This is a genomic window from Neobacillus niacini, from assembly GCF_023715415.1.
Lineage (GTDB): Bacteria > Bacillota > Bacilli > Bacillales > Cytobacillaceae > Neobacillus > Neobacillus niacini_C.
Window position 1 is genome coordinate 18,567 of the sequence record NZ_JAMBOB010000009.1, and the last position, 25,140, is coordinate 43,706.

Below are 25,140 nucleotides of genomic sequence, written 5' to 3' on the forward strand. Positions count from 1 at the left end.
TTAATTGGATAGTTGCCCTTTTAAGGAGGAACAAATCTACTTTCCAAGATATAGATTAAAACCTATATCTAACTTAATTTGTATGAAAAGGATTAATCGATTCCAAAATCGAATATATAATAAGGCTATAACTAGTGGAGTTTATTCTACAAACGAGCAGGATCGTGGAATAAGTGAAGACATTACTTAATTAGATAGAGTGAGGTTTGAAAATGAATGAAAATAAATTGGATTTTGTATTTGAAGACATTGTAGATTTATCTAGAATGTGTAAGTTTACTAATTGCACTCATACCAAAGAGCCTCATTGTGCAGTTAAAAAAGCTATATCGGAAGGTGTCCTTTCTAATGATAAATTCAATGCCTATTATAGAGAAAAAAACGAAGAAGAACATATTTTGAAACAAAAGAATAAAACAAAGGCTGTTGATTATATGAAACAGAGGAAACTTTTTCGAGAACCTTAGAAAAGATCCTACTTTGCCAAATATTTGGGTTAACGATAGCTAAGAACACCAGGAAAACGTGGACGGATATAGAGGGACAACCATTTGGCAAGTAAACACTGGTTAGTTTTTTCACAGCCATGGTAATAGATACAAAAGAAGCATTAGTATAAGGTTAACTTATTCTTAAAGGGTTCCGTTACCTATCACAAATATTAAAAATGTAACATAAAAAGGGTGCCAAATTGTATATAAATTTGGTCTCTTTTTTTTATAGATGTGCAGCGTTTTATGCGAAATTACGCTAAAATTTGTAAAGGAAAATTCACCTCCATCTGTAAGGGTACAATGGCTGTTGTACCCTTCAAATTAATGCATTTTGATATACACTTCACCATACAAAAAATGTTAATTCAAAATAGTAATGGGGAATTATGTTAAGATGAAATGAAGTTTGTGAACAAGTGTACTTAAGCTAACGGCAGGTTAGTGTAGCAGGTTACAGTTTTTTATTTTAAATACAACAAAATTCATGTAAAATGACAGGCACCCTAAACTGAGGAATGGTGCTTTTTATTTTGTTTTATCTAAAAATAAATGATACTAAATACTCTCATAAGGAATACTAGAAACCGAACCTAAAAGGAGGTTTTATAAAAAGTGCATGATCTAGATTTACACCATATTTTCGAACTTGGACTTATATTGGTAATGATTGCAGCTGGTATTACAGCCATCGCCAAAAAATTAAAGCAACCTTACCCAATTGCATTAGTAATTGTTGGGACCCTTATTGGTCTTGTAAACATTCCAGCTCTAGATCCATTAAAGGAGTTTATTACAGAAGGTGAAGTTTTCAATTTTATCATTATTACTTTGTTCTTGCCTGCATTATTAGGTGAAGCGGCTTTAAAGCTGCCCTATTCCCATTTAGAAGAGAATAAAAAGCCCATTCTAGCCCTAGCTTTTGGGGCAACTCTTTTATCCTTTCTCATTGTCGGTTTTTCAATGATATGGCTTTTAGGTTTTTCGATTCCAACAGCATTTGTTTTTGCAGCTTTAATGAGTGCGACTGACCCTGTAAGTGTTATATCTATTTTTAAAAGTGTTGGTGTAAACAAAAAGCTGGCAATTGTTATTGAAGGAGAAAGTTTATTTAATGATGGACTTGCGGTTGTACTTTTTAAAATTTCAGCATTTTATTTAGTTACCTATCTTGATCTTGGAGTTGTAGGTGTAGGCTATGGGTTATGGGAATTTATTAAGGTAATCTCGCTTGGGCTGATTATTGGCGGTGCATTAGGATATGGTTTCTCAAAATTAACCAGTTACTTTGACGATTATCCATTGGAAATCATCTTTAGCATTATTCTATTTTACGGTTCCTTCTTACTGGCTGAAGCCGTACACGCATCAGGTGTAATTGCTGTTGTGGTTGCTGCACTCATATTTGGAAATTACGGTGCAAGAATTGGAATGAGCCCAACGACTAAGTTAAATATTAATAATTTTTGGGATGTTACTGCAATGCTAGCCAATTCAATCGTATTTCTAATGGTGGGGTTGGAAATAACCAGGATTAATTTAACAGACAAATGGGGGTTAGTTTTTCTCGCCATCTTTATCGTACTAATAGCAAGGAGCTTTGCTGTATACATAAGCCTATTATTCACCAAGAATTTTCCAACCTCTTGGAAACACATTATCAACTGGGGAGGTCTGAAGGGTTCATTATCCATTGCTCTTGTTTTAAGTCTCCCACGTGATTTTGCAGGGTGGGAGGAAATCTTAATTATTGCGTTTAGTGTGGTATTGTTCTCTTTAGTGTTTCAAGGTCTTTCAATAAAACCACTATTATCGGTTTTAGGGGTAAATAAAAAGGAAGAAGGCTTTAAGGAATATGAAGAAATTATAGCACGGGGACATAGATTCGAAACAGCCATAGCAGAAATACAATCAGTTAGAAAAAAATTGTTTATTACAGAGACAGCATCGAAAGAGATCATTACACAATATCAACAAGAACTTTCAGTATTACAGAACAAAATGGAGAAAATTTTTGAGAAGCATCCTAGTCTAAAAGAAAAACAACAAACCATCTTACAAAAACATGCATTATACGCACAACATGAAGCCATTGAAAAGTTGATAAAAGAAGATATAATTTCTAATGTAGTAGCTGAGAACGAACACAACGAAATTACTGACAAGATAGTGAAATTAGAAGATTTACTCTAATAAGTCGAATAGATCCCTATTACATTAGCTTGTTGGGGAAATAGAAAGTATTTTATTTCGTTACTGAAGAGTCGTAGCCTTGTCTGCGTACTACAAATTCAATTCATAAATGAGAAAATTGAGTGAACCATAAAGAGAGAATATACATGATTCTTTTGACGGTATAATTTTTTAAAAAAGCCTTTTAGACAGTTTATCTACTCAGTGCCTCTTTTTGGTATTATTAAATATGACATTATTTACCTAAGTTTTTTAAGGGAGAGTATATATTATGAAATTGTTTAAAAGAAAAGGGAATTTGATTAGTATGCATCCTGCCCATATACTTGTAATGGGTTTCGGCAGTCTAATACTATTGGGGACATTTCTTTTTATGCTACCAATAGCTACCTATGAAGAAGGACGTGGACTTAGCTTCATTGATGCTTTATTTGAGGCGACCTCTGCTGTGTGTGTTACAGGGCTGGCTGTTGTGGATACGGGAACAACCTTTACTTTATTTGGTGAAATTGTCCTCCTCTGTTTAATTCAGATTGGCGGTTGGGGGTTTATGACTACAGGAATATTTATGTTCATTATCTTAGGTAAGAAAATTGGATTAAAGGAACGTTTATTACTACAAGATTCATTAAATGTATTTTCTCTTGCTGGAGTAGTACAACTGGTTAAGCGGATCATCCTTATTACTTTTATTGTTGAAATAGTTGGTGCAATCACTTTAGCAGTCCGATGGTCTTTTGAAATGCCTATAGGAAAAGCTATTTATTACGGCGTTTTTCATTCTGTTTCAGCCTTTAATAATGCTGGTTTTGGGCTTGAACCTGACAGTCTTAGTAGATGGGTAGGTGATCCGACTGTTAACATAGTGATCACACTTCTTTTTATTACAGGTGGTATTGGTTTTACTGTGATTCTGGATATTTTTCATAAAAAGTCTTTTCGTAAATTATCCCTTCATTCTAAGGTTGCTTTGTGGATGTCTCTAATTTTAAACATTGTAGGATTTTTGGTTATATTGGGCACAGAATATAATAATCCTGCGACCATCGGAAACTTTGGGTTGGGAGATAAGCTGTGGGCATCCTATTTCCAAGGTGTAGTGCCCCGTACTGCAGGCTTTAATTCAATTGATATTACACAAATGACTATTTCATCTCAGGTTTTTATGATGGCATTAATGTTTATTGGAGCTTCATCGGGCTCTACTGGAGGTGGAATTAAAGTAACTACCTTTGCCATTATCATTTTTGCTTTTTGGACTGTCATCACAAATCGAAACGATGTGAACATTTTTAAAAGAAGAATTTCATGGCAATTGGTTAATAAAGCTCTCTCGATAGTTGTTGCTGCTAACATCTTTATCTTTATGATTTTCTTCTTATTAACTTATACAGAAGATGCAGAAATGAGTAAAATTCTCTTCGAAACAATTTCTGCCTTTGCCACGGTTGGTTTATCGGCAGGTTTAACTTATGATCTTTCGCCAGCGGGAAGAATATTGATTACCATCATGATGTTTATTGGCAGGCTTGGACCTTTAACCATGGCTTTTGCCCTTTTGAATACTCGAAAAGAAGCTAAGGTAAGATATGCAGAAGAAAAAATATTAATTGGCTAGTGAGGTGAACACTGAAAATGACAAAACAAAGTTATGCCGTTATTGGGCTAGGAAGATTTGGGACAAGTATAATCTCTAAATTGTATGAAGCAGGACAAGAAGTAATGGGGATTGATATAAATAATGAACTTGTAGATGATGTTAAATCGTCGGTCACTCACGCAGTGGTACTTGATTCCACTGATGAAGAATCACTTAAATCAGTTGGTATTCGTAATTTTGATTATGTAATTGTAGCAATTGGTAATGATATGCAAGCAAGTATATTAACAGTCATGCTTTTAAAAGAAATAGGGGTAAAACAGGTAATTGCAAAAGCTATCAATAAACGCCATGGACAACTACTAGAAAAGGTAGGAGCGGATTGGGTTATACATCCCGAAAGAGATATGGGTGAACGTGTCGCACATCAACTACTCTCTCCGAATGTGTTGAACTATATAGAACTGTCAAAAGAATACAACATAGAGGAAATAATAATTCCCCCAAGCATGAAGAAAAAAAGTTTGCGGGAGCTTGATTTACGAGCAAAATATAATGTAAATGCCATTGCAATCTTGAATAATGAAAATTTAATCATATCTCCTTCTCCTGATCAAATTATTCAAAATGGGGATAAGGTAGTAGTCATTGGACATCGAGAAGATATAAATGAATTTGCAAATATTAAATAAAAAAATGAATGGGCAGAACTAAGACATCCTTATTTGGATGTCTCTTTTAGTTTTCAAAAGTAGTAATACATAGCTTTAGGAGACTATGAACATAATTGAATATTTTACTATTTGAAATTTTTGCATTTTATTGTTGAATAACTTGGATGCATGTTATATTATTGTCCATATTGATGTTAGGAAATATAACATGAAGCGGTGGTGGGAAAATGAAAAAAATTGAAGTAATTATAAGACCAGAAAAGCTTACTGAAACTATCAAGGGTTTGAAGAATATAGGAGTTACAGGCTTTACAGTATCCCAGGTAGTAGGGAGAGGCAAACAGAAAGATACACAGGGTGTCTATCGTGGAAAAAACTATAAAGTAACTCTTCATCCAAAAGTAAAATTGGAAATTGTTCTTTCAGATTATATGGTAGAACGTACCATAAAGAACATTGTTGATTCTGCCCAAACAGGAGAAGATGGGGACGGTAAAATTTACGTTTATCCAATTTTAGAAGCTTATAACATAAGAACTGGAAAAGCAGACTTTGATATTGATGAATTAGTTGGCAAGGAGGTGTAACAACATGGAGTTAATGTATTTAAATACAGTATGGATCGTGTTAGCAGCTGCAATGGTATTATTCATGGAAGGAGGATTTAGTTTACTTGAGGCTGGTCTTGTTCGGACTAAAAATGCTGTCAATGTAACAATGAAGATCTTTGTGGATTTAACGATAGGAGCTTTAGCTTTTTGGGTTATAGGTTTTGGAATTATGTACGGTAAAGATGCCTTTGGATTCGTCGGAACCAATTTATTTGGCAGTCCAGAAAAGATTACTCTTTCATTTGAATTGCCTAGTGCAGCATTTGTACTGTTTCAAATGGGCTTTGCAGTAGCTTGTATCTCCATTGTTTCAGGTGCGGTAGCCGAACGGATGAACTTTAAAGCTTATGTTCTAACAGCAGCTCTTATTTGTATTATCATTTATCCCCTATCAGGTCACTGGATTTGGAACAGCGAGGGTTGGTTAGCAAAATTAGGGATGAAGGATTTTGCTGGTTCGGCTGCCATCCATGCTGTTGGAGGTTTTGCTGCTTTTGCTATGTCAAAAAAATTAGGAGCAAGAAAAGGTAGATTTAACTCAGATGGAAGTGCCAATGTATTTGCACCTAGTAATATTCCTTTAGCATCAGCTGGTGCGTTTATTTTATGGTTTGGTTGGTTTGCTTTTAATGCTGGTAGTACATTAGATGCTTCCAATACAGCACTTGCATCTATTGCTCTTAATACGATGCTGGCGGGAGCAAGCGGCGGTACCTCTGCCCTTTTGATTACGATGAAAAAGTTCGGAAAAGCAGATCCAAGTATGGTTATTAATGGAGTATTATCTGGTCTAGTGGCTGTGACAGCTGGATGTGCCTTCGTTTCTCAATGGAGTGCTATTGTTATTGGGGCGATCAGCGGCTTAATTGTGATTTATGCAACTCTGTTAGTAGATTATTTAAAAGTTGATGATCCAGTAGGAGCAGTAGCGGTTCACGGCTTCAATGGTGTGTTTGGAACGATTGCCGTTGGATTGTTTGATACAACTCAGGGTCTTTTAACAACAGGTGATGTCTCACTTATAAAAGTACAAGTATTAGGTGCAGCGGTAGTAGTTGTATGGGGACTTTTAGGCGGTGCATTTATGGCTAAGGTATGTGAAAAGACCGTTGGCTTACGGGCAAGTGAACGTGAGGAAGAAGAAGGTTTGGATATGTCGTACCACGGAATTCCAGCCTATAATGAATTAGAACGATTCACAGATTTGCCTACCAGTTTGTATAATTTCGAAGAAACAACAGGAATAACGGTTGCTCCTACAAGGGGAAAAGAAATAACAAGTGAAGTTATCTGATCTTTCTTGGTTTATCGCAGAAAATTGTTTGTTACTACTGTACTTTACCTTTAAAAAAATACAAACAGAAGCATACTTTTTGTATATCTCATTAGATGCATAAAGTATGCTTTTTTTATTGTACTTCGTCCAACCATATCTTCCATTTGTTCAAGATTACCATGAGAACCGTTAAAACAAAACATTACAAAAGAATCTACTCAGTAATCACAACTGCAAGGTCATCAAGTTGAATGACAAAATCACCAGGAGGATTAACATGAGTTCTCTCTCCTCTTTTTATACCAACCAACATTTTATTTTTTTGGAAAAAAAGATTACATGCGTCATAAAATTGTTTTCCAACTAGCCCATCAACAGGTTCAGAGGTTAAGAGGTGGTGATTATCAGAATTACGGATTAAATTCAATATAGAATCCATTGTTGAATGAGATTCGAGACTGTTAAGTATCAGAGAGCTTGTAAGGACATTGGATTGGATAATCTCATCTGCACCTGCTCTTCGTGCATTGTCCACTTGTTCAGTAGTAAGAATTTCTGCGATGCATCGAATGGTTGGGTGTGTTCCTTTAATTGCTAACAAGGTAATGATAGTATTCATGTCTGCATATAACTCATTCTTATTTTGATCAGCAGTTATCACTACACATTGTGCTTCATGAATGTTTGCTTTTAATAGAATGTCGTCTAGATTGGCACGTCCCTTTATAAAATGTACATTCTTGTGTTCAGTTGGCATAGTTTCCAATGTTTCATCAATAAGAACCACTTTCTTTAATGGATTCTTTTTATACATGGAAGCAATCAATTCTTTGGACCGTTCATTCCATCCGATTATTATCATGTGTTGATTCCCCTTAAAAAAGAGTTTCCCCTCAATATAGGCTGCTTGCATTGTTACAGCTACTGTAGCCAAACTAACAAAATAAGAGGAGACAATAGAAATCCCTACTACCATAAGTATAATTCCTGTAATTCTTCCCGCAACAGTTTCTGGAACATAATCCCCATATCCAATAGTAGCCGCTGTAACAACTGCCCACCAAATTCCATCAAAAACAGTAGGGAAGTTATTTGGTTCTATTAAATGAATGATGTATCCAAAGATTATTATAATGAATGAAGCTAACAAAAAAATTCTTACAACAACGGGTAGTCGTAAAAACTTAGCCAACCAATGCTGGATCATCTTTTCCCACCTCATAAAATTCATTCACACTTTATTATTTCCGAATTTCACTTTATGCATAATTACAAAGTCGAGATTATTTGAAATACATTCTGTCAAAACCCTTTATAGGTTTTGAGTAATTCAAATCTAATTTGTTGACTATGGTAATGAAATGATTTACTTATTGGCAAAATATATGGTATGAATTAGCAGCTGGGGGTAAATGGTGTGGTGAATATATTATTAGTGGATTTTGAAATGGGTCATATATATTTGATGTTTCTAGTACTGTTGATAAATGTAACAGTTTCATTTTTCTTCAAACTCCAGGAATTACAAAGGGAAAGGGCAAAGAAAATTAATAATTTTTTGAAAGCCTTTCACCAGATGAGTTACTCATTAAAAACTGCCACACAGGCTCTTTATGATATTCTGACAGTTGTAGAAATCGAAGTCCATGTAGGTATTTCCGAGCGTGTGAATTTATTGGAGAAGCATGTAAAAACACTAAATTATTGTATTAACCATTTGAACATTATAAAAGAAAATTGTGTTGAACCAGAAATAAGAAAGACTTGTCTAGATTCAATATTTGTATTAGAACATGCCGTAAAAAAAACTACGATTCAATTATTTAACATGAGTTTTATAGCACATGACTTCCGTGATTGCTTCCTTAAGATTACAGAATACAGGCTGAAATTAATCAATATACAGAAGAAATTTAACAAGAACACAATAGTTTCTGACTCAAATGGAGTTATTAGATAGAGATTAGAAATATTTCGACGTATAACAAGCTCAGCTATAAAGTTATCTTATAATCAATGCGACTTTAATACTCATAAACAACGATAGTTAGTAAAAAGTTTTTTTATTAAAAAGTTTGAATAGAATTAGGACATTTCAGAGATTTTTCTCTGTAAGGAAGTTTGTGAATAATTGCACTTAAAGGTGTATTACTTTAATATCCTACTGCTAATTTTGGCAGATTGAAAACAATTCTCAATAAGAAGAATTGCTTTATTTTGGTATTATTCTATCCATAATCCATTTCATTTTCTCTTCTTAAGATACTTATCTCCATTCATCCCAATATAAGAATACATACTGTGGTTCATGCTCTTTTTTCAGCTCATCAATGCCTGCTATTTTATCTAAAGGTTTCAGTTTATTCGTACTTAAAGTATTACTAGCGTTCTGTTGTAAACCCTTTTCATCCATGATTTACACTCTCCTTTTTAGCATAGTTTGTGTCCTGCGCCTTTTCTTATTCTTGTTTTTGCAAGGAATGAATCAGGTGAAATATTCAAAATAAAAGAAGAAAATGGGAATGTATATGAAAATCAGCTTACCTAGTTACTTCGTAAAGTTTGTAAATTATTTGCTTTAATGTAAAAGGGTAAGATTGATAGATATAGTTAGTCGAGAACGGATTGTTGAGGTTATTGACAATCAATACGGGTAACAGAACAGTATTTAATACTACAATGGAAATAGAGATTCAAAGAAACTAGACTTAGTGACATTAAATCGTAACCCATTTGGAGGTACAAATCGATGGGGTTTAGTACCTCTTTATCTTGTAGGTGTATCAATAGTACTCTAGTATTTCTATTTGTATTTGAATTGTATTAAAATCGCAGCATTCAATTAAAGGCGCAGTGGTTCTACTATTTGTTCCCCATTTATCCCCGCGTAAATGGCCTTTTTTTCGTTAATATTGACGGTATAGGATGCAATTCCTGCGATAGCCAACTCTCTTAGAAAGTCTAAAAATGGAAGAGTAATATTTGCGATTGTTTGTAAAGCATAATCCCTATTTAATTGATTTGAAATTACAAAATTAACTTGGGGTTCTGTTGCTACCTCCGTGTGTCCTGCTTTGTATGCGGCACGACCAGTGGCAACATCAATATCGTATTGAATAATTCCAATCGTCTGTAATTCCTCCAAAAATTCGACAAAGCTTGTCTTGCCTGTACTTCTTCTTTCAATAATCTCATGTACCTCTTTCTCCGTTGGTTTGTTATTCATTGAGGGTTCCTCCATTTTTTGTGTTGTTCTACATCATTTTAACCGTTAAGCTAGTTCTTATTCCCTATTAAGAGTTTCGAACATTTTTTATAAAATAATAAAAATCTTAAAAACTTCCTAACCGGGCACATCGTCTAAGTATTGGAAGGAGTGAAAGCAGTGGAAGAATTGATTATAGATGGGTTTTTATCAGAAGATAAAGAGCTCCTAATGGATGAGATTATGAATCAATATGGTCAGGAAATCTTACAGCTGACCTATTCCTATGTAAATAATAAAGCGATTGCGGAGGATTTAACGCAGGATATCTTCGTTAAATGCTATAAAAGCCTCCATACATATAGCGGAAAATCTAAATTGAGGACCTGGCTGTGGCGGATTGCTATCAATCATTGTAAGGATTTCCATAGAAGCTGGTACAACAAAAATGTAATTATTGCTGGTGAAGAAATGCCCAGTAATGGCAGCAAAAAAGAACTTGTAGAGCAGACAGTCATTCAAAAGGAAGAGGATGATGAATTAATATCTGCCATTATGACTCTGTCGATAAAATACCGAGAAGTGATTTACCTATTTTATTATGAGGAGATGTCGCTTAAGGAAATCGCTGTGGTAACGGAGACAGGTATTAATACTGTGAAAACAAGACTAAGGCGGGCCAAGGAACTTCTGAAAGAAAGATTGGAGGAATAGGTGTGGAAGATCGCTTAAAGAATTTAAAGAAAGTAATGGATAAAAGAACATTTACAGACTTAGAATTTTCAGACCAGCACCAAAAGGCAATACACAAAAAAATAAACCAATTGGAAGTAAGCGATGAGGAAATTCTTCTAGCCATCTTGCAGCTTCTTGTTCAAGAAAAAACCGGGCATGAATTAACGGGACTTCTTCGAGGCAGGGGAATTCAGAAATTCGAGGGGGACGAAGGTTTTTTGTATACTCTGTTACATCGTTTAGAGCAGTCTAACTGCATCGATACAAATTGGGACGAGTCGGGAGCTAAATATTATTGGTTAAAGGATAAAGGCAGGAAGTTATTAAACAAAGCTGAACAAAAGCGAACAAAACGACGATTTGTATTTAAAGAATTGTTAGAGAGGTGAGCGATCATTGGCGAATAATAAAAAGCAGATTTTCTTAAATGAAGTCACTGATCAAATGAAATCAAAGGAAGCAAAGGCCTATGTCGCAAAAGAGCTAAATTATCATTTAAAGGAAGCAAAAAATACATGGATGGAGAAAGGACTATCAGAGAGTGAAGCGGAAGAAAAGGCCGTCGAACAAATGGGAAGTCCGACAAAACTGGGTATCCAGATGAACAAGCTGCATCGCCCAAAGGTGGATTGGTGGCTGGTTTTCCTTGTAGCTGCAGCGATGGGATTAAGCTTCCTTCCGATGTTCTCTCTTGGATATATGAATGACTCGCACTTTATCATCTATAAAATTCTCATTGTCGTCCTTGGAGTTACTGCAACAGTGGGTGTAATGCTGGTTGATTATCGAAAATGGAGAAGTCTCGGATGGTTATTTTACACAATAGGAATTTTGCTGCTCGTGTTCTTGGCTTTTTTCTCTAACACTATGATCAATGGGCTGAAACTAATAAAGCTTGGACCCATTACAATTGAAAGTCTGATGGCTTTGCCGTTCTTCTATCTTGCCTGGGCTTCGTTTTTCAACAATGAAAAATTTAGGATTTGGCAGTTTCTATTATTGTTTCTCAGCCCAATCTTGCTTTTTCTTGCCTTACCGAGTATTTCAACCATCTACCTCTATTCTGTGATGGTATTTGTAATGTTATGGTGGAGTAAATTTAGTAAAAAGGTAAAATGGATCATTTCAACTGGGACATTTAGCTCCATTATATTAACATGCATAATTGTTTGGCCATTTATAAAGCCTTATCAGTTAGAAAGATTGTTGGTATTTATCGAACCTGAAAAATATTCAGATGGGGCAGGATTCATGATTCTAAAGAGTCAGGAACTCATGGCCAATGCTGGCTGGTTTGGCTGGTTTAGCGGGTTTGGACAACCCAGAATAAAAGAGTTTATACCAGAAGCACATACAAATTTCGTTTTTGTGAGCTTTACGTATTCCTACGGCTGGCTATTTGGAGTTTTACTCGTTGTGATTCTCTCACTTTTTGCAGTTAGAATGATTGCTATCCACCCAAAGATTAAAGATTCTTATGGAAAATTACTCCTTATTGGTGGGGCTGCCCTTTATGGTATCCAGCTGATTAGCAATATTGGTATGGTACTTGGATTCTTCCCATTGACATCAATGTCCCTGCCATTTATTAGCTACGGTTTAATGCCTACTTTGCTTAATGCCATACTAATCGGGGTTGTGTTAAGTGTATACCGACGAAAAGACTTGGTATTTAGTAAGGGAAGGTCAAATAACTTTAATTAAATAGTAATACACTTGGAATTTCTACTCCAAGTGTATTTATTTTGTTTTTGGAAAATAAAGCTATGCTTATTTGGGCAACTGCCTACTACCCGTTTGGAATAGCCTACTTGCAAGATTTCCATGCTTTCTTGAATAGGCATAATCCAAAGAAAAGAAATGCTAAGAAGCCGATTAACGCAATTAGAATGTTTAAAATATTTCCAAGAACTCCTCCAAGACCGATTAATACAAAGAAATCAAAAATGAACCCCAATAAAGCGAACAGCAGCCATAACAGACCTGTTAAAAATCCAAGGAAAATTCCGAAAATGCCACAGTGACAATGATGACTCATAGGAAATCCACCTCCTGTCAAAGGTTGTACAACATCATTGTATGGAGATTCTTGGCAGATTGTTTATAAAAAACATAAAAAGAGGCTCAAAAAAGGCACTAATGTTTAAAACATGCTTATAGCAATATATTTATTGAAAAGAAAATAAGCCGAAAATATACAAGTGATGAATAAAAACTTGTATATTTTCGGCTTATTATAAATTTTAAATATGTACAATCGTAACAAATTTAGTATAGTAGCTTATTTAAGAGGGATCCAAATTTCAGAGTAATAATCAGGGCTTGATGGATTTCCATTTGAATAGACTTCTAAATCGGGCGTACCGGCATGTTTATAATGACTAGAAGGGAACCATTCTGAGATGATTTGCTTCCAAACCTTTTGCATAGCATCAGGCATCGCACCATGTACTTCAAATACTCCCCACTTTGAAGCAGGTATTTCTAGCTCCATAAGACTTTCTGGAGTTTTGCCAGTATGTGCGGTTGCGATCCAGTAATCCATTAACGGAGAACCAGGTTCGCGTTTGTCGACACATACCCCAAGGGCACCTTTAATTGAACCATTATTTAACTGAAACAATAAATCATTGGTTCCATCCACATGGACATCATCCCACATTTTAGGAATCCCAGCTAAATTCTCCCCATTTTCACAGGAAAACTCCCGCTTCACACCGACCACTTTAAAACTCTCTTTTTCCACAATTTTGTAATTCATAGGTTCTGCTCCTTTCAAATTTACCTGAATGCTCAGGCGGTTATAAGATTTCAGCTTTCCCGTGTAATTACGTGCTTGACTAGGAGTTATTCCATGCTGCCTGCGGAAAGCTTTTGAAAATGATTCAGGAGTGTCGTAGCCATATTTAAGGGCGACATCAATAACTCTACTATCCTTAGTAGAAAGTTCTTGTGCTGCTAGAGTTAGACGTCTGCGACGAAGATATTCACCAACAGTTATATCTGTAAGCACAGAAAAAATACGTTGAAAATGAAATTCCGAGACATTTGCCTGCCTCGCTATATCTTCGATTGTTATAGCATCAAGTAAATGTTTCTCCATATAGTCTATTGCATTCTGTAATGATTCTACCCATCCCATATCGCTCACTCCCTATGTATATCTTAACAACCGTCCTTTTCTAAATCCTGTCATTTTCTGCTCTATTTTAACAGATATCATTTTTACCCGAATAATATTTCTGTTAATACTGTTATTCTTCTGAAATATTTGTTAAAAATGTTCCTCTTTTAGAATGCTGTCAATTCTCTTTTTTACTATAATTATTGGTAACTTTTCAATAAAATAGTAGGTTTGGATATAGGGCAGTTCAATTTACTAAATATTTGCAAAGGCTAATAGTGTAAGTGGAAATGAAAGATAGTAGCAGTAAAGAGGATTATTCGTGTTTATATCTGTAAAATCCTTCCTTAAATATGACAAAAATCATATGGTACGATGAATTTGCAAATAAGAGTTATTTTTGAGGAGGACGAAAGATGTTGAACAAGAAAGTACTTTTATCCGTAGTAGCTGCAGCGGCTCTGGTAATGGCCAATCCAGTAATGAATAAAGCAGATGCTGCGACCTTTAAACCAGTGGTACAGGAAAAGGTCTATGTCTATCAAGGATCAAATATAAATGAGATTAATAGTGTGATAGAAAAATATCTTGCTAGTTTAGGATTTACAGTGCCGAAAACAACTGTACAACAGCCTGTCCAAACACAACCAAGTCAACCAACACAGCAGCCGCCTGCTCAGACAACTACACCACAACCTGTACAGCAGCAACCCGTACAGCAACCGTCTGAGACTGCTACACAACCAACTACACCACAAACGACAAGTACCTTAAGTGCCTATGAGCAAAAAGTAGTCGACCTTACCAATCAAGAACGGGCGAACAATGGTTTACCCGCGCTTAAAGTAGACTTGACACTTAGCAAAATGGCACATGAAAAATCTCGTGATATGTCTGCGAACGGCTACTTTAGCCATACAAGCCCAACCTATGGCTCACCATTTGATATGATGAAAAAGTATGGAATTTCATATCGTTATGCAGGTGAAAATATTGCGATGGGTCAGCGTACACCTGAAGAAGTAGTCAAAGCATGGATGAATAGTGAAGGTCACCGCAAGAACATCCTTAGCCCGAACTTCAACTATATCGGCGTTGGGTATGTCTCACAAGGCAATTATTGGACTCAGGAATTTATCGGTAAATAACATCTATTCATTTAAAGAAGTCTGTTGAATTCAACAGGCTTTTTTTGCTGCACTTATTATTGAATTAATTGCAATGATAAAGGGTTCTGGCAAAGCAATTACTTGGGTTATTAAGTTAAAGGGGCAATGCTTCAATAAGAAGGATCGCCTTTTCTCATCCAAGCCGAGCCTAAATTTTGTATTTGTACAAACTTCAAAACCACTTGTACATAAGCTATTAAGGACTCATTTAAAGGCAGGTGAATTTTATGCATTTTGGTCAATCCTGGCCGCAATGGCACCAGCAGCATCCACACGGTACATGGCAACAGTGGCAACAGCAACAACATCATCAACAGCAACAACATCATCACCAACAACATCATCACCAACAGTTTCCACACGGCTCTTGGCAGCAGTGGCACCAGCAGCATCCTCATGGTACCTGGCAGCAGTGGCAGCACCAGCACCAGCAGCATCCACATATGTCATTCGTCCCTTGGCACCAATGGCATCAGCAGCATCCACACGGTACCTGGCAGCAATGGCATCAAATGTATCAAGGGAGATAATTGAATGATTGAATAGGGAGTGAAAATTCACCACCTAATTATTTGAAGATTTTCATCATACAATTTCAACAGAGTGCATTAGTTAAGCAAGAAAAAAAGCCTGAACCGATGTTATCGATTCAGGCTTTTACTATTAATGCTTTTTTTGGCAGTTAAATTTTCATAACTTAATCAACAAAATGCGACAAAGGCCAATTTAACCAAACGTTTGTTTAAAACTTCTTTCATGCCTTTTTATGAACGGACTTCTGCTTATTTCCCAGAAAATTTTTTGTCGATATGGATTTTCACTGTTTTCTATTAATCAACAAATACCAGCATATATGTAAAGGAAATAACAATAAATCGACATGTCCCTGTAATTCTATTGACACAACTCTTTGGTAACCTATTTTATAAATGCTTGTTTAGGAGACCATAAAATGAGAAGGAAAAAAAGGCTGAGGCCAAAATGGCGAAATATAATTGGATTATTTTTATTTATAATGCTAATCGTGGGCGGACTCTATGGATTTACAGTTTATAATTCTTTTAATAAGGCGGTTGCAACCATGCATGAACCGCTTGAAGACAAACCAAATAAGGTGAAGCAGACGGAAGCTTTAAAAAAGAAAGAACCTTTTTCCGTTTTAATGCTGGGCGTGGATGAGCGTGAAGGTGATAAAGGTCGTTCTGACACAATGATAGTTCTAACAGTAAACCCAAACAATAATTCTGTAAAAATGCTGAGTATTCCAAGGGATACACGAACAGAGATTGTTGGTAAGGGAAAAGAGGATAAGATAAACCATGCCTACGCCTTTGGAGGTGTTTCAATGGCGGTAGATACGGTAGAGAAATTCCTTGATTTTCCGATTGATTATTATGTGAAAATCAATATGGAGGGTTTTAAGGATATTGTTGATACCGTTGGCGGAATTAATGTCGACAATGATTTTGCTTTTACAATGGAAGGCGTTGATTTTCCTACCGGTCAGATTCACCTAAATGGCGATGAAGCACTAACTTTTATCAGAATGAGATACGATGATCCGAATGGAGACTTCGGCCGTCAAGAACGTCAACGTCAAGTAATTCAAGCAGTGATAAAAGAGGGAGCAAGCCTATCAAGTTTATCGAAAGCACCAGATATCTTCCATGCGATTGGCAGTAATGTCAAAACAAATCTTACCTTTGAAGAAATGATTAGCATCCAAAAGAACTATAAAGAAGCTGGAAGGAACATCGAACAGCTGGTATTACACTCAGAAGGAAAGATGATTAATAATATCTATTATGGACTTGTAACGATAGCTGAACAGCAGCGAGTGCAGGATGAATTAAAATCACAATTGGAAATGAATATGGAAACTGATTTTTAATAACAATTAACAACGCTCAGAGATAATTAGTCTTTTGAGCGTTTTTATGTTACGCCTATTCTGTTAAAACTCTCGTTCGCTAAAATTATTTATTGAATTTTTTGTACTCATCAATATAGAAGGCTACATACCCACAACTTGGACATACAGATGCTTTAGTCTTTGCGGAAAAATTTTTGAAAAGTCCTTTACGCTTTTGACTAATCGTTATTCCAGACATGTCATATTCAACATTTACTTTACAATCTATGATCATTTCAGTTTGGCATTGATAACACATTCTTTTCATCATTAACTCCCCTTTCACTCAAAGCTAATCTGCTTCGTTTCTTCATTTTATAAATACCTTAACATATAATTACAATTTTCCTCTAAATCTATTGACAAAGTTGAAGCATTTAAATATCATTTATTTATTAGTCAATAAATAAAGTTTAAGGATGGTAGCAAACGTGGCAGTCCGAGAAGACAAGAAAGAAATCATAATAGAAAACGCTGTAGGAGTCTTTGCTGAAAGGGGTTATTATAAGGCAACAACTGCAATGGTGGCAAAGGCAGCTGGAGTGACACAGCCTTATGTATTTCACTTTTTTGAAAACAAAGAAGAACTATTTAAGGCGGTTATTGACCGGGCATTTGGCCGCATCTATGACACATTTGCTGAAGTTCAAGCACCTGCCGATCAATTAATCGAAACAATGGGGCATGCTTTTGAACAAATTATCCAAACCCAGCGTGATGAAGTATTGATGGTTATGCAGGCACATGCCATTTCTGAACCGGGAATTCGAGAGCATGTCAGCCATTTATTTCTTAAAATTTTTGAATCCCTAACTTTGAAATTTGAAAATGCAGGCATTCCCAATGCCAAGGGAACAGCCTCTCAGTTTATTGGAACGGGACTCTTAATTACGCTAGCAGAAGTACTGAAATTACCCCAGTTGACCCCTGGCCATGAAAACTGCTGATAGGGAGCAAAATGCTCTCCTTTTTTTAAAGCGTTATTTATTGATTGATAAATAAATATATTTTATTAAAACATTATTTATTGACTGAAAAAAATTAGTACTATTTTTTTTAACTAGTTATTTATTGACTGATAAATAAATATATTGGAAGAGGGTTAGTATATGTCAAAGTTAGCGAAAGCAAGTCAAATTGAAAATGAAACAACCGTTAGGGTTTTTGAAGGTGAAAGAGCTCTGGTCATTACAGGTCTACTTGGATTTATACTTTCGGCAGGAATAGCCATTTATATTTATTTTCGAGGTTCGATTATTTTACCTGAAGGAAACGTGAAGGATGCCTTTTCTTTTAATGCAGCGATCGGTATTTATATTTTATCAATCGCTGCCATCCTTCCTTTGACAATGCTTAATACTGCCAAAAGGAAGGCGGTCCGGTGGTTATTTATTCTAACAAGCTTATATTCTTATACCGTTGAAACTGTTCAAAACTTTAGAGGAATCAGTCCGAGATTTTCTCGTGAAGGAACTGTTGTTGATATGGCTGCTGGAATCCTATTTGGAGTTGTTTCACTTGTTTTGGTAATCTTGGCGGTAGTACTTGCAGTCCATTTCTTCCGATTGAAAAAGCCATCTCAACGCCCCTTGTTAATTATGGGGATTCGATATGCATTTATCTCGGTTTTAGCAGCGAATATTGCAGGCCTATGGATGATTCTTCTTTAGGACCGGCTTACGGGAGGGAATGGAAATGTAATTGTACTACATGGAATTGGATTTCATGCACTGCAAACATTATTTCTACCTGCCTGGCTTTTGGAAAAGGCTCGGATAAATGAGAGTTTTAAACAAAAACTGATTCATTCTGGCTGTATTGCTTGGCTGCTTATGATTGTTATGATAGGCATTCAAACTGCAATGGGGCAATCAGTTTTTATGTTCTCAGTATTACCAATTAGTGCATTCCTATTTTTCCTTATCTGGTTTGGAACAGTAGTAGCTGCATGTATGCTTCTTATTAAAAATAGAAAAGAAATTACGATTAATGCAGAGGTACTGGAGTGACCGAAGCTAACAAAGAAGTAGGTGTTCGGTCAATGCAGAGTTACGGGAGTGACCGAATTGTAAAATAGTAGAGAGCTCCGGTCAATGTATTAATAAAACTTCTTGAAAAAATAATTAATCTCCTAGTCTAAATATTGCTACAATAATAGATAGAGCATGTTGTTTTAGTTGCGGAGGTTTTACGATGCAAACTCAACGTTTTACGTTTAAATTAACCACAATCATCATTTTCTTTGTTTGTTTAGTGGTACTTGTATCTTTAATGATTACAGATTTTTTAATAAGTAGTACTGTCAGTAAAAATATCAGAAAACATCAGGAAGAAAAAGCGATGATGGTTTCGAGGTCCGTTGCCACTTCTCATATTGTTATCGAAGCATTGGAGGACGAACGTAAGACCAACGAGATTCAGCATTATACAAAGGATATTTTAGATGCTACGGACATGCTGTTTATTGTCGTCATGGATATGAACGGAGTACGGAAATCACATCCTAATCCAGAACAAATCGGAAAACATTTTGTAGGCGGGGATGAAAAGGAGGCGCTTAAAGGGAAAGAGTATGTATCAAGCTCACGTGGTACACTGGGTGAATCCTTGCGTGCCTTTACACCCATTTTTAATGTGAACGGTGACCAGATTGGTGTGGTTGCAGTCGGCATTTCACTTGAAAGTGTCGAAGCCGTTCTGGGCAAAAGTCATCGAAGTATTCTTACTGTTACGGTATTAGGCTTACTGGTTGGAGTCATTGGTGCGATTTTACTAGCAAGGTATATTAAGAGAATCCTATTTGGACTTGAACCCTTTGCCATTGCCAAGATTTTTGAAGAACGGAGTACGATGCTTCAATCGGTCCATGAGGGTATCATTGCCGTTGATCATGAACAAACCATTACACTGGTCAATCAAACAGCACGCCATATCTTTCAGAAGGCAGGACTATCTGAAGAGCCAGTTGGAATGAAAATTCATGCATTTTTACCATCAACCAGACTCAATCAAGTTCTTGAGACAGGTAAACCAGAACTGGATGAAGAACAAATTATTAACGGTGTTTCCATCCTCGTGAATCGGGTTCCATTAGTTGTAAATAACACGGTGGTTGGGGCCATTTCAACCTTCAGGGATAAGAGTGATGTCAAGCAGTTGGCGGAGCAATTAACAGGTGTGAAGACCTATGCGGAAGCACTTCGTGCGCAGTCTCATGAGTTTCTGAACCGCCTGCATGTCATTCTCGGAATGGTCCAAATGAAGTCCTACGATGAACTATCTAATTTTATTCGTACTTTAGTGGGTCACCAAAATCAAGAACTTGGTACAATTGCTCAGCATATTAAAGATCCTGCACTAGCTGGATTTCTTATGGGGAAATTAAGTTATGCCAGGGAAGAAAATGTGGAGCTTTTGATGGAGGCAAAGGCTGTCATTCCTGAGCCGGCAGACCCTAAGATTACCCATGAGCTAATCACCATCCTTGGTAATTTAATCGATAATGCCATTGAAGCGATGGCTAATTGCAGCGATAAAACACTCGAAGTGACTCTCCACTTTTCGGATAAATGCTTAATAATGGAGGTTTCGGATTCGGGGCCAGGAATTCCAGAGGAGATTCAAAGAAGGATTCTTGAAAAGGGTTATTCCACAAAAGGGGAAAATCGTGGCTATGGTCTCTATCTCGTTTCAAAAAGCATTGAAAACTTAGGCGGGGAATGGACCATTGATTCAAAAGTTTTACTAGGAACAGAGATTCATATACGAATTCCATACGAGGCAAAGGGGGGGAATCATGATTAAGGTTCTAATCGTCGAAGATGATCCAATGGTAGCGGAGTTTAATAAGCGGTATCTTAAAGAGATGAAGGGATTTCATTTATCTGGAATTGTACATAACGTAAGGGATGCAAGGGATTTTCTTAGCAAGGAGCAGGTTAACCTCCTATTACTTGATGTCTATATGCCAGGTGCGAATGGTCTCGAACTGCTGCATTTTATTAGGGAACAAAAAATAGCGGTCGATGTTATTCTGATTACAGCTGCAGCAGACACAGAAAAAATACAAACTGCACTAAGGCTGGGGGCAGTCGATTATTTGATTAAACCATTTGAGTTTGAAAGGTTTAATCAGGCCTTGGCGAAATATAAAGAGAAATATGCCTTTTTTGAAAAAAGTCGAATTTTTAACCAGGAAGAATTAGATGAGAGAATCCTTCATTCGGATCAAAGGCCATCTGGGGAATTAATCATAGAATTGCCTAAAGGTTTAACCAGTAGTACGCTCCAAGTTATCATAGATGTGATTAAATCAAAAGAAGGCAGCCTTTTTTCAACAGATGATATCGCAGAAAGTACTCTTATATCGAGGGTGTCAGTCCGAAAGTATTTGAAATATCTAACACAACTCGGTGTCCTGGAAGAATCACTAACATATGGGATTGGGAGACCGGTTTATTTTTATACATTAAAGAAGGATAAGCTTAGTCAAGTAAATATGTAAGTTTAAAAAAAGTGGCCGAGCCACTTTTTTTTTCATGAAAAGATTTATTAAGAATAGAGGGCTATACCTACCAACCCAGAAAGTATGATTACATAGACAGGATTCCAACGGAGCTTCAATAGGGCAAATAGAGATAGTCCAAAGATAGCAACTAAGCTGATGGAACGGAATGAGACATTTATGGTAATCAGGTCATTGGCTAGAGCAAATTTAAGTGCAGCAAAAATGATTAAACTTGTTACGAGAGGCTTTAAACCATAAAAAATATTTTCAACCACTGGATTATGATGGAGTTTAATAAATAAAGCAGCAACGAGAATGACTAAGATCAGCGAGGGCAGTAAAATGGCCATCGCAGAGACGAGAGCTCCTTTGATACCTGCAGCAGAATATCCTACTAATATTGCACTATTTACAGCGACTGGGCCAGGTGACATTCCAGCAATTGCAATCATATTTGTCAGCCGTTCTGCAGTCATCCATCCGTAGTCAGTGACTGCTGTTTCGATGATAGGGATCATCGGATAGCCCCCTCCAAATGAGACAAAACCCATAATAAAAAATGTGTGGAACAGTTCCCATAATATCACTAGTAAGCACCTCCTCGTTCTTAAATTCCGGCACCCATGAAATAGTCAGGATCAGTCGTTGGATCAACTTTCTTTTTCTTATGCAAGTCTATATTGTAGCCTAATCTCTTTTTAATTTTCACAGCCACTAATCCAGTAATAGCTCCAAGAAAAATGGCAACAACGGGATGGATGAAAAACAGTATAGGAACACCGACAGCCATAATGAAGAATGTGGTCTTATCGGTAATCGCTGTTTTGGCTATTCTAATTGCTGCATAGACAATGATAGCTACAATTGTCGTTCTTATGGAAATAAATGCGGCTTCTAGCTTTGGATTATCTTGGATGAAGAAATAAGAAATACCTAAAGACAGAACAATTACAAATGTAGGAAGCGAGACGCCAATCATTGCAGCTATTGCTCCTCTTATCCCGCCAATTCTGTGGCCAATAAACGTAGCTGAATTCACCGCAACCGCTCCTGGAATCGTTTGAGATAAAGCTATCACATCAGTAATGTCTTCATGCGTTAACCATTTTCGCTTTTCCACTATTTCTTTTATGATGAAAGGGATCATCGCAAAACCCCCGCCAAACGTAACAGGACTAATCTTAAAAAACGACCAAAAAATTTGAAACAAAAACTTCCATTGGAACTTCACCTTCATAAAAATTCCTTCTTTCCACAAGATCAAAAGAGAACAAAACTCTCTTCAACCTATGAATCTAGCACTATATATAAGGGTATCAAAAGAGAGAGAATGGGTAAATAGCAAGAAATGTTAATTGTAGTAATTATTATATGGTGACAGGCACCGCCCGTGGACACTGTCCGCCTCAGGCGGACAGTGAACGAAAGGGGAAGGAATGAAAAAATGTGAGCCGGAGGGGCTCACATTTTTTAGGTTTAAGCTGTAACTTGTTTTTTGTCTTGTACTTGGTGTACGGGTTTGAATTCGCCTTCTGTTTTGGAGATGACGACGGTTGCTACTCCGTTTCCGATGAGGTTTGTGATAGCACGTGCTTCTGACATGAAGCGGTCAACTCCGAGAATAAGTGCCATTCCTTCCACAGGTATGGATGGGAAAACGGCTAGGGTTGCTGCTAATGTAACAAATCCAGATCCTGTGACACCAGCGGCACCCTTTGATGTAAACATCAATACGGCAAGAAGCGTGATTTGCTGCCAAATCGATAAATCCACCCCATATGCCTGTGCGATGAATAATGCAGCCATCGAAAGATAAATGGAGGTTCCATCAAGGTTAAAGGAATAGCCTGTTGGAAGAACTAATCCAACAACAGGCTTTGAGCAGCCGTAGTTCTCAAGCTTTTCCATCATTTTTGGCAGTGCCGCTTCAGAGGATGAAGTTCCTACCACTAGCAGGATTTCTTCCTTTATATATGCTATGAATTTAAAAATACTGAAACCGAACAGTTTAGCAATTCCACCGAGAACGATGATAATGAAAAGAGCCATTGTAAGATAAACAGAGCCCATTAATTTTCCAAGGTACAATAATGATCCTATTCCAAATTCTCCAATTGTATAAGCCATCGCACCAAATGCTGCGAATGGAGAAACTTTCATGATGATATTCACGATGCCGAAGAAAACATCCGTACATTTTTCAAAAAACTCAATCACCGGTTTTCCTTTTTTACCTAAGTGAGCCAAAGAAATTCCGAATAAAACAGCTAAAAGGAGCACTGGTAAAAGTTCACCTTTAGCAAAGGCACCGATAAAGCTATCAGGAATGATTGATAGGATAAAATCCATAAACCCGTGGCTAGTTTCAGCCGCTTTTTCTGTGTATTGGGTGATATCACCTTTTCCAGCTTCCGCATCAATCCCTTTACCTGCCTTAATAACATTCGCAACCATAATACCGATGGCTAGAGCGATAGTAGAGACGATTTCAAAATAGAGCAACGCCTTCCCGCCGATTTTACCCACTTTCTTTAAATCTCCCATACCAGCAATACCAATGACGATTGTCAGGAATATAATGGGAGCAATTACCATTTTTACTAGTTTAATAAAAATATCTGCAATGACCTTTAGTTGTGAGCCAATCTCAGGAAAAAATAAACCGACTGAAATACCAAGGAGAATTCCCAGAATTACCTGGGTTGTGAGACTTTTAAAATTAATTTTCATTATCCATGCCTCCTGCTCTTTTTTTTTTTTTTGAAAACGATATCATTTTATTGAATAATCAATATATTACAATTTTGTGAATAACTTAAATAGTTTATAATACTTTATAAATTGTTTTGTAATTAAAGTAAGTACGCTAAATGGTTTTCAATAGGAAGACGAAATGGGAAAACAGTAAAATCGCAATAGAAAAAGCAACTGGTTTCGGTATCAGTTGCTTACTTTTTTTATTTAATTTGTGTGTGTCCGGTTCGGTTCTATACGATTATTTTGGAGTTATATAGTTCAATAATCTTGAGTGCATTTAATAATTTTACAGTGTAAAGGTAGGATGTAACTATAGACAATAAAGAATATTGGTATGCTAAACAAGTGATTCCAATGAGTAAGTTTCATATATCCTACCTTTGCAACAGCCCATTCAATCAAAAAGGAAATAACAGTAAATATAACTGCCAATTTCCATTTATTTGATTTATTTAGGTAGTTTAAATAAATGACTGAAAGTGATGAAGGAACAAAGGTATAAGTTAAGAATTCACCTAGTCCTGTAATCTTAGGATCACCAAAATCAACCAAATTAAAAGATCTGGCAAAAATGCTATCTGCTATCCAAGTTAAAAACCCAACCACACCAATTGTAATATAAAGTTCCCGCCAACTAATCTCCTTCTTAGGCATAAAAAGGGCATACAATAGTAGAAAAATTGCCAATGTTACTGGCAACCAAAGTCCCTTAGCGTTTAAATCTAAATTCTCCATAAATGACTCCATACAAAGCCCCCTTACGTCATTTTTAATAAATATTTTTCCCCATACAAAGGAAAATATTAATAAAAATCTTGTCCTGAAAATACGAAGGAGCCCCACTCAAAAAAGAGGGGCTTCTTGTTATTTTTATTAATTAATGATA

Annotated in this window: 27 protein-coding genes; 17 read left to right on the forward strand and 10 right to left on the reverse strand. The window is 36.3% G+C overall.

Features of this window, described 5'->3' with window-relative positions; translation table 11 throughout:
- The first annotated feature begins 212 nt into the window (after positions 1-212).
- The 6 genes from M3189_RS20210 (at position 213) to M3189_RS20235 (ending at position 6,863) form a co-directional block, all read left to right on the forward strand.
- Positions 213-467 carry a hypothetical protein gene (locus M3189_RS20210; protein WP_251637171.1) on the forward strand — a complete coding sequence of 85 codons (255 nt, stop codon included), beginning with the start codon at positions 213-215 and terminating at the stop codon, positions 465-467.
- Between the two features lie 639 nt (positions 468-1,106).
- Positions 1,107-2,684, forward strand: coding sequence for a cation:proton antiporter domain-containing protein (locus M3189_RS20215; protein WP_251637173.1), 1,578 nt, complete (start codon positions 1,107-1,109; stop codon positions 2,682-2,684).
- 271 nt (positions 2,685-2,955) lie between these two features.
- On the forward strand, positions 2,956-4,302 hold the full coding sequence (locus tag M3189_RS20220; RefSeq protein ID WP_251637174.1) for a TrkH family potassium uptake protein: 1,347 nt from the start codon (positions 2,956-2,958) through the stop codon (positions 4,300-4,302).
- A 17-nt stretch (positions 4,303-4,319) separates the two neighbouring features.
- Positions 4,320-4,976, forward strand: a complete 657-nt coding sequence (locus M3189_RS20225; RefSeq protein WP_251637177.1) for a potassium channel family protein — start codon at positions 4,320-4,322, stop codon at positions 4,974-4,976.
- Positions 4,977-5,185: 209 nt separating this feature from the next.
- Positions 5,186-5,545, forward strand: a complete 360-nt coding sequence (locus M3189_RS20230) for a P-II family nitrogen regulator (RefSeq protein ID WP_251637179.1) — start codon at positions 5,186-5,188, stop codon at positions 5,543-5,545.
- A 4-nt stretch (positions 5,546-5,549) separates the two neighbouring features.
- Positions 5,550-6,863 (forward strand): ammonium transporter, encoded by a 1,314-nt coding sequence (locus M3189_RS20235; RefSeq protein WP_251637181.1) that lies wholly within the window; start codon positions 5,550-5,552, stop codon positions 6,861-6,863.
- Positions 6,864-7,059: 196 nt separating this feature from the next.
- Here M3189_RS20235 and M3189_RS20240 read toward each other — a convergent pair whose 3' ends face one another.
- Positions 7,060-8,052, reverse strand: coding sequence for a potassium channel family protein (locus M3189_RS20240; protein WP_251637183.1), 993 nt, complete (start codon positions 8,050-8,052; stop codon positions 7,060-7,062).
- A 210-nt stretch (positions 8,053-8,262) separates the two neighbouring features.
- On the opposite strand from M3189_RS20240, the gene M3189_RS20245 reads away from it, so the two are divergent.
- Complete coding sequence (locus M3189_RS20245; RefSeq protein WP_251637190.1) at positions 8,263-8,805, forward strand: hypothetical protein; 543 nt, start codon at positions 8,263-8,265, stop codon at positions 8,803-8,805.
- Between the two features lie 306 nt (positions 8,806-9,111).
- Here the strand turns inward: M3189_RS20245 and M3189_RS20250 are convergent, their stop codons facing one another.
- On the reverse strand, positions 9,112-9,258 hold the full coding sequence (locus M3189_RS20250) for a hypothetical protein (RefSeq protein WP_251637191.1): 147 nt from the start codon (positions 9,256-9,258) through the stop codon (positions 9,112-9,114).
- Between the two features lie 429 nt (positions 9,259-9,687).
- Positions 9,688-10,071 carry a DUF1398 family protein gene (locus tag M3189_RS20255; RefSeq protein WP_251637193.1) on the reverse strand — a complete coding sequence of 128 codons (384 nt, stop codon included), beginning with the start codon at positions 10,069-10,071 and terminating at the stop codon, positions 9,688-9,690.
- Between the two features lie 141 nt (positions 10,072-10,212).
- Between M3189_RS20255 and M3189_RS20260 the strand changes: the two genes are divergently transcribed.
- From M3189_RS20260 to M3189_RS20270, 3 genes are read left to right on the forward strand one after another with little or no spacing between them, the layout of a single operon-like run.
- Positions 10,213-10,764, forward strand: a complete 552-nt coding sequence (locus M3189_RS20260) for a sigma-70 family RNA polymerase sigma factor (protein ID WP_435368110.1) — start codon at positions 10,213-10,215, stop codon at positions 10,762-10,764.
- 2 nt (positions 10,765-10,766) lie between these two features.
- Positions 10,767-11,174, forward strand: a complete 408-nt coding sequence (locus M3189_RS20265) for a PadR family transcriptional regulator (protein WP_251637197.1) — start codon at positions 10,767-10,769, stop codon at positions 11,172-11,174.
- A gap of 55 nt (positions 11,175-11,229) precedes the next feature.
- Complete coding sequence (locus M3189_RS20270) at positions 11,230-12,489, forward strand: FtsW/RodA/SpoVE family cell cycle protein (RefSeq protein WP_251637629.1); 1,260 nt, start codon at positions 11,230-11,232, stop codon at positions 12,487-12,489.
- Positions 12,490-12,592: 103 nt separating this feature from the next.
- Here the strand turns inward: M3189_RS20270 and M3189_RS20275 are convergent, their stop codons facing one another.
- Together M3189_RS20275 and M3189_RS20280 are read right to left on the reverse strand one after the other, a co-directional pair.
- Positions 12,593-12,823, reverse strand: a complete 231-nt coding sequence (locus M3189_RS20275; protein WP_251637199.1) for an ABC transporter — start codon at positions 12,821-12,823, stop codon at positions 12,593-12,595.
- A 243-nt stretch (positions 12,824-13,066) separates the two neighbouring features.
- Positions 13,067-13,927 carry an AraC family transcriptional regulator gene (locus M3189_RS20280; RefSeq protein ID WP_251637201.1) on the reverse strand — a complete coding sequence of 287 codons (861 nt, stop codon included), beginning with the start codon at positions 13,925-13,927 and terminating at the stop codon, positions 13,067-13,069.
- Positions 13,928-14,328: 401 nt separating this feature from the next.
- Here M3189_RS20280 and M3189_RS20285 point away from each other — a divergent pair, with 401 nt between their 5' ends.
- A complete protein-coding gene (locus M3189_RS20285; RefSeq protein ID WP_251637631.1) occupies positions 14,329-15,057 on the forward strand; it encodes a CAP domain-containing protein in 729 nt (242 codons plus the stop codon).
- Positions 15,058-15,303: 246 nt separating this feature from the next.
- On the opposite strand, the gene M3189_RS20290 is transcribed toward M3189_RS20285, so the two are convergent.
- Positions 15,304-15,642, reverse strand: coding sequence for a hypothetical protein (locus tag M3189_RS20290; RefSeq protein WP_251637203.1), 339 nt, complete (start codon positions 15,640-15,642; stop codon positions 15,304-15,306).
- A gap of 388 nt (positions 15,643-16,030) precedes the next feature.
- On the opposite strand from M3189_RS20290, the gene M3189_RS20295 reads away from it, so the two are divergent.
- From M3189_RS20295 to M3189_RS20320, 6 genes are all read left to right on the forward strand, one after another.
- Positions 16,031-16,969, forward strand: coding sequence for an LCP family glycopolymer transferase (locus M3189_RS20295; RefSeq protein ID WP_251637205.1), 939 nt, complete (start codon positions 16,031-16,033; stop codon positions 16,967-16,969).
- Between the two features lie 440 nt (positions 16,970-17,409).
- Positions 17,410-17,937 (forward strand): TetR/AcrR family transcriptional regulator, encoded by a 528-nt coding sequence (locus M3189_RS20300; protein ID WP_285889758.1) that lies wholly within the window; start codon positions 17,410-17,412, stop codon positions 17,935-17,937.
- 162 nt (positions 17,938-18,099) lie between these two features.
- Complete coding sequence (locus M3189_RS20305) at positions 18,100-18,660, forward strand: hypothetical protein (RefSeq protein WP_251637209.1); 561 nt, start codon at positions 18,100-18,102, stop codon at positions 18,658-18,660.
- Positions 18,661-18,750: 90 nt separating this feature from the next.
- Complete coding sequence (locus M3189_RS20310; protein WP_251637211.1) at positions 18,751-18,999, forward strand: hypothetical protein; 249 nt, start codon at positions 18,751-18,753, stop codon at positions 18,997-18,999.
- 184 nt (positions 19,000-19,183) lie between these two features.
- Complete coding sequence (dcuS, locus tag M3189_RS20315; RefSeq protein WP_251637213.1) at positions 19,184-20,794, forward strand: DcuS/MalK family sensor histidine kinase; 1,611 nt, start codon at positions 19,184-19,186, stop codon at positions 20,792-20,794.
- A complete protein-coding gene (locus tag M3189_RS20320; RefSeq protein ID WP_251637216.1) occupies positions 20,787-21,494 on the forward strand; it encodes a response regulator in 708 nt (235 codons plus the stop codon). The genes dcuS and M3189_RS20320 overlap by 8 nt, the downstream gene beginning before the upstream one ends.
- Positions 21,495-21,541: 47 nt before the next feature.
- Here M3189_RS20320 and M3189_RS20325 read toward each other — a convergent pair whose 3' ends face one another.
- The 4 genes from M3189_RS20325 to M3189_RS20340 all read right to left on the reverse strand — a co-directional run bounded on the left by M3189_RS20325 (position 21,542) and on the right by M3189_RS20340 (position 25,001).
- Positions 21,542-22,084, reverse strand: a complete 543-nt coding sequence (locus tag M3189_RS20325) for a chromate transporter (RefSeq protein ID WP_251637218.1) — start codon at positions 22,082-22,084, stop codon at positions 21,542-21,544.
- Between the two features lie 20 nt (positions 22,085-22,104).
- Positions 22,105-22,734, reverse strand: coding sequence for a chromate transporter (locus M3189_RS20330; protein ID WP_251637220.1), 630 nt, complete (start codon positions 22,732-22,734; stop codon positions 22,105-22,107).
- Between the two features lie 239 nt (positions 22,735-22,973).
- Entirely contained in the window at positions 22,974-24,227 is a 1,254-nt protein-coding gene (locus tag M3189_RS20335; RefSeq protein WP_251637222.1) for a dicarboxylate/amino acid:cation symporter, read from the reverse strand.
- A 285-nt stretch (positions 24,228-24,512) separates the two neighbouring features.
- Positions 24,513-25,001: a hypothetical protein gene (locus M3189_RS20340; protein WP_251637224.1), complete on the reverse strand. Its 489-nt coding sequence runs from the start codon at positions 24,999-25,001 to the stop codon at positions 24,513-24,515.
- Between the last annotated feature and the right edge of the window lie 139 nt (positions 25,002-25,140).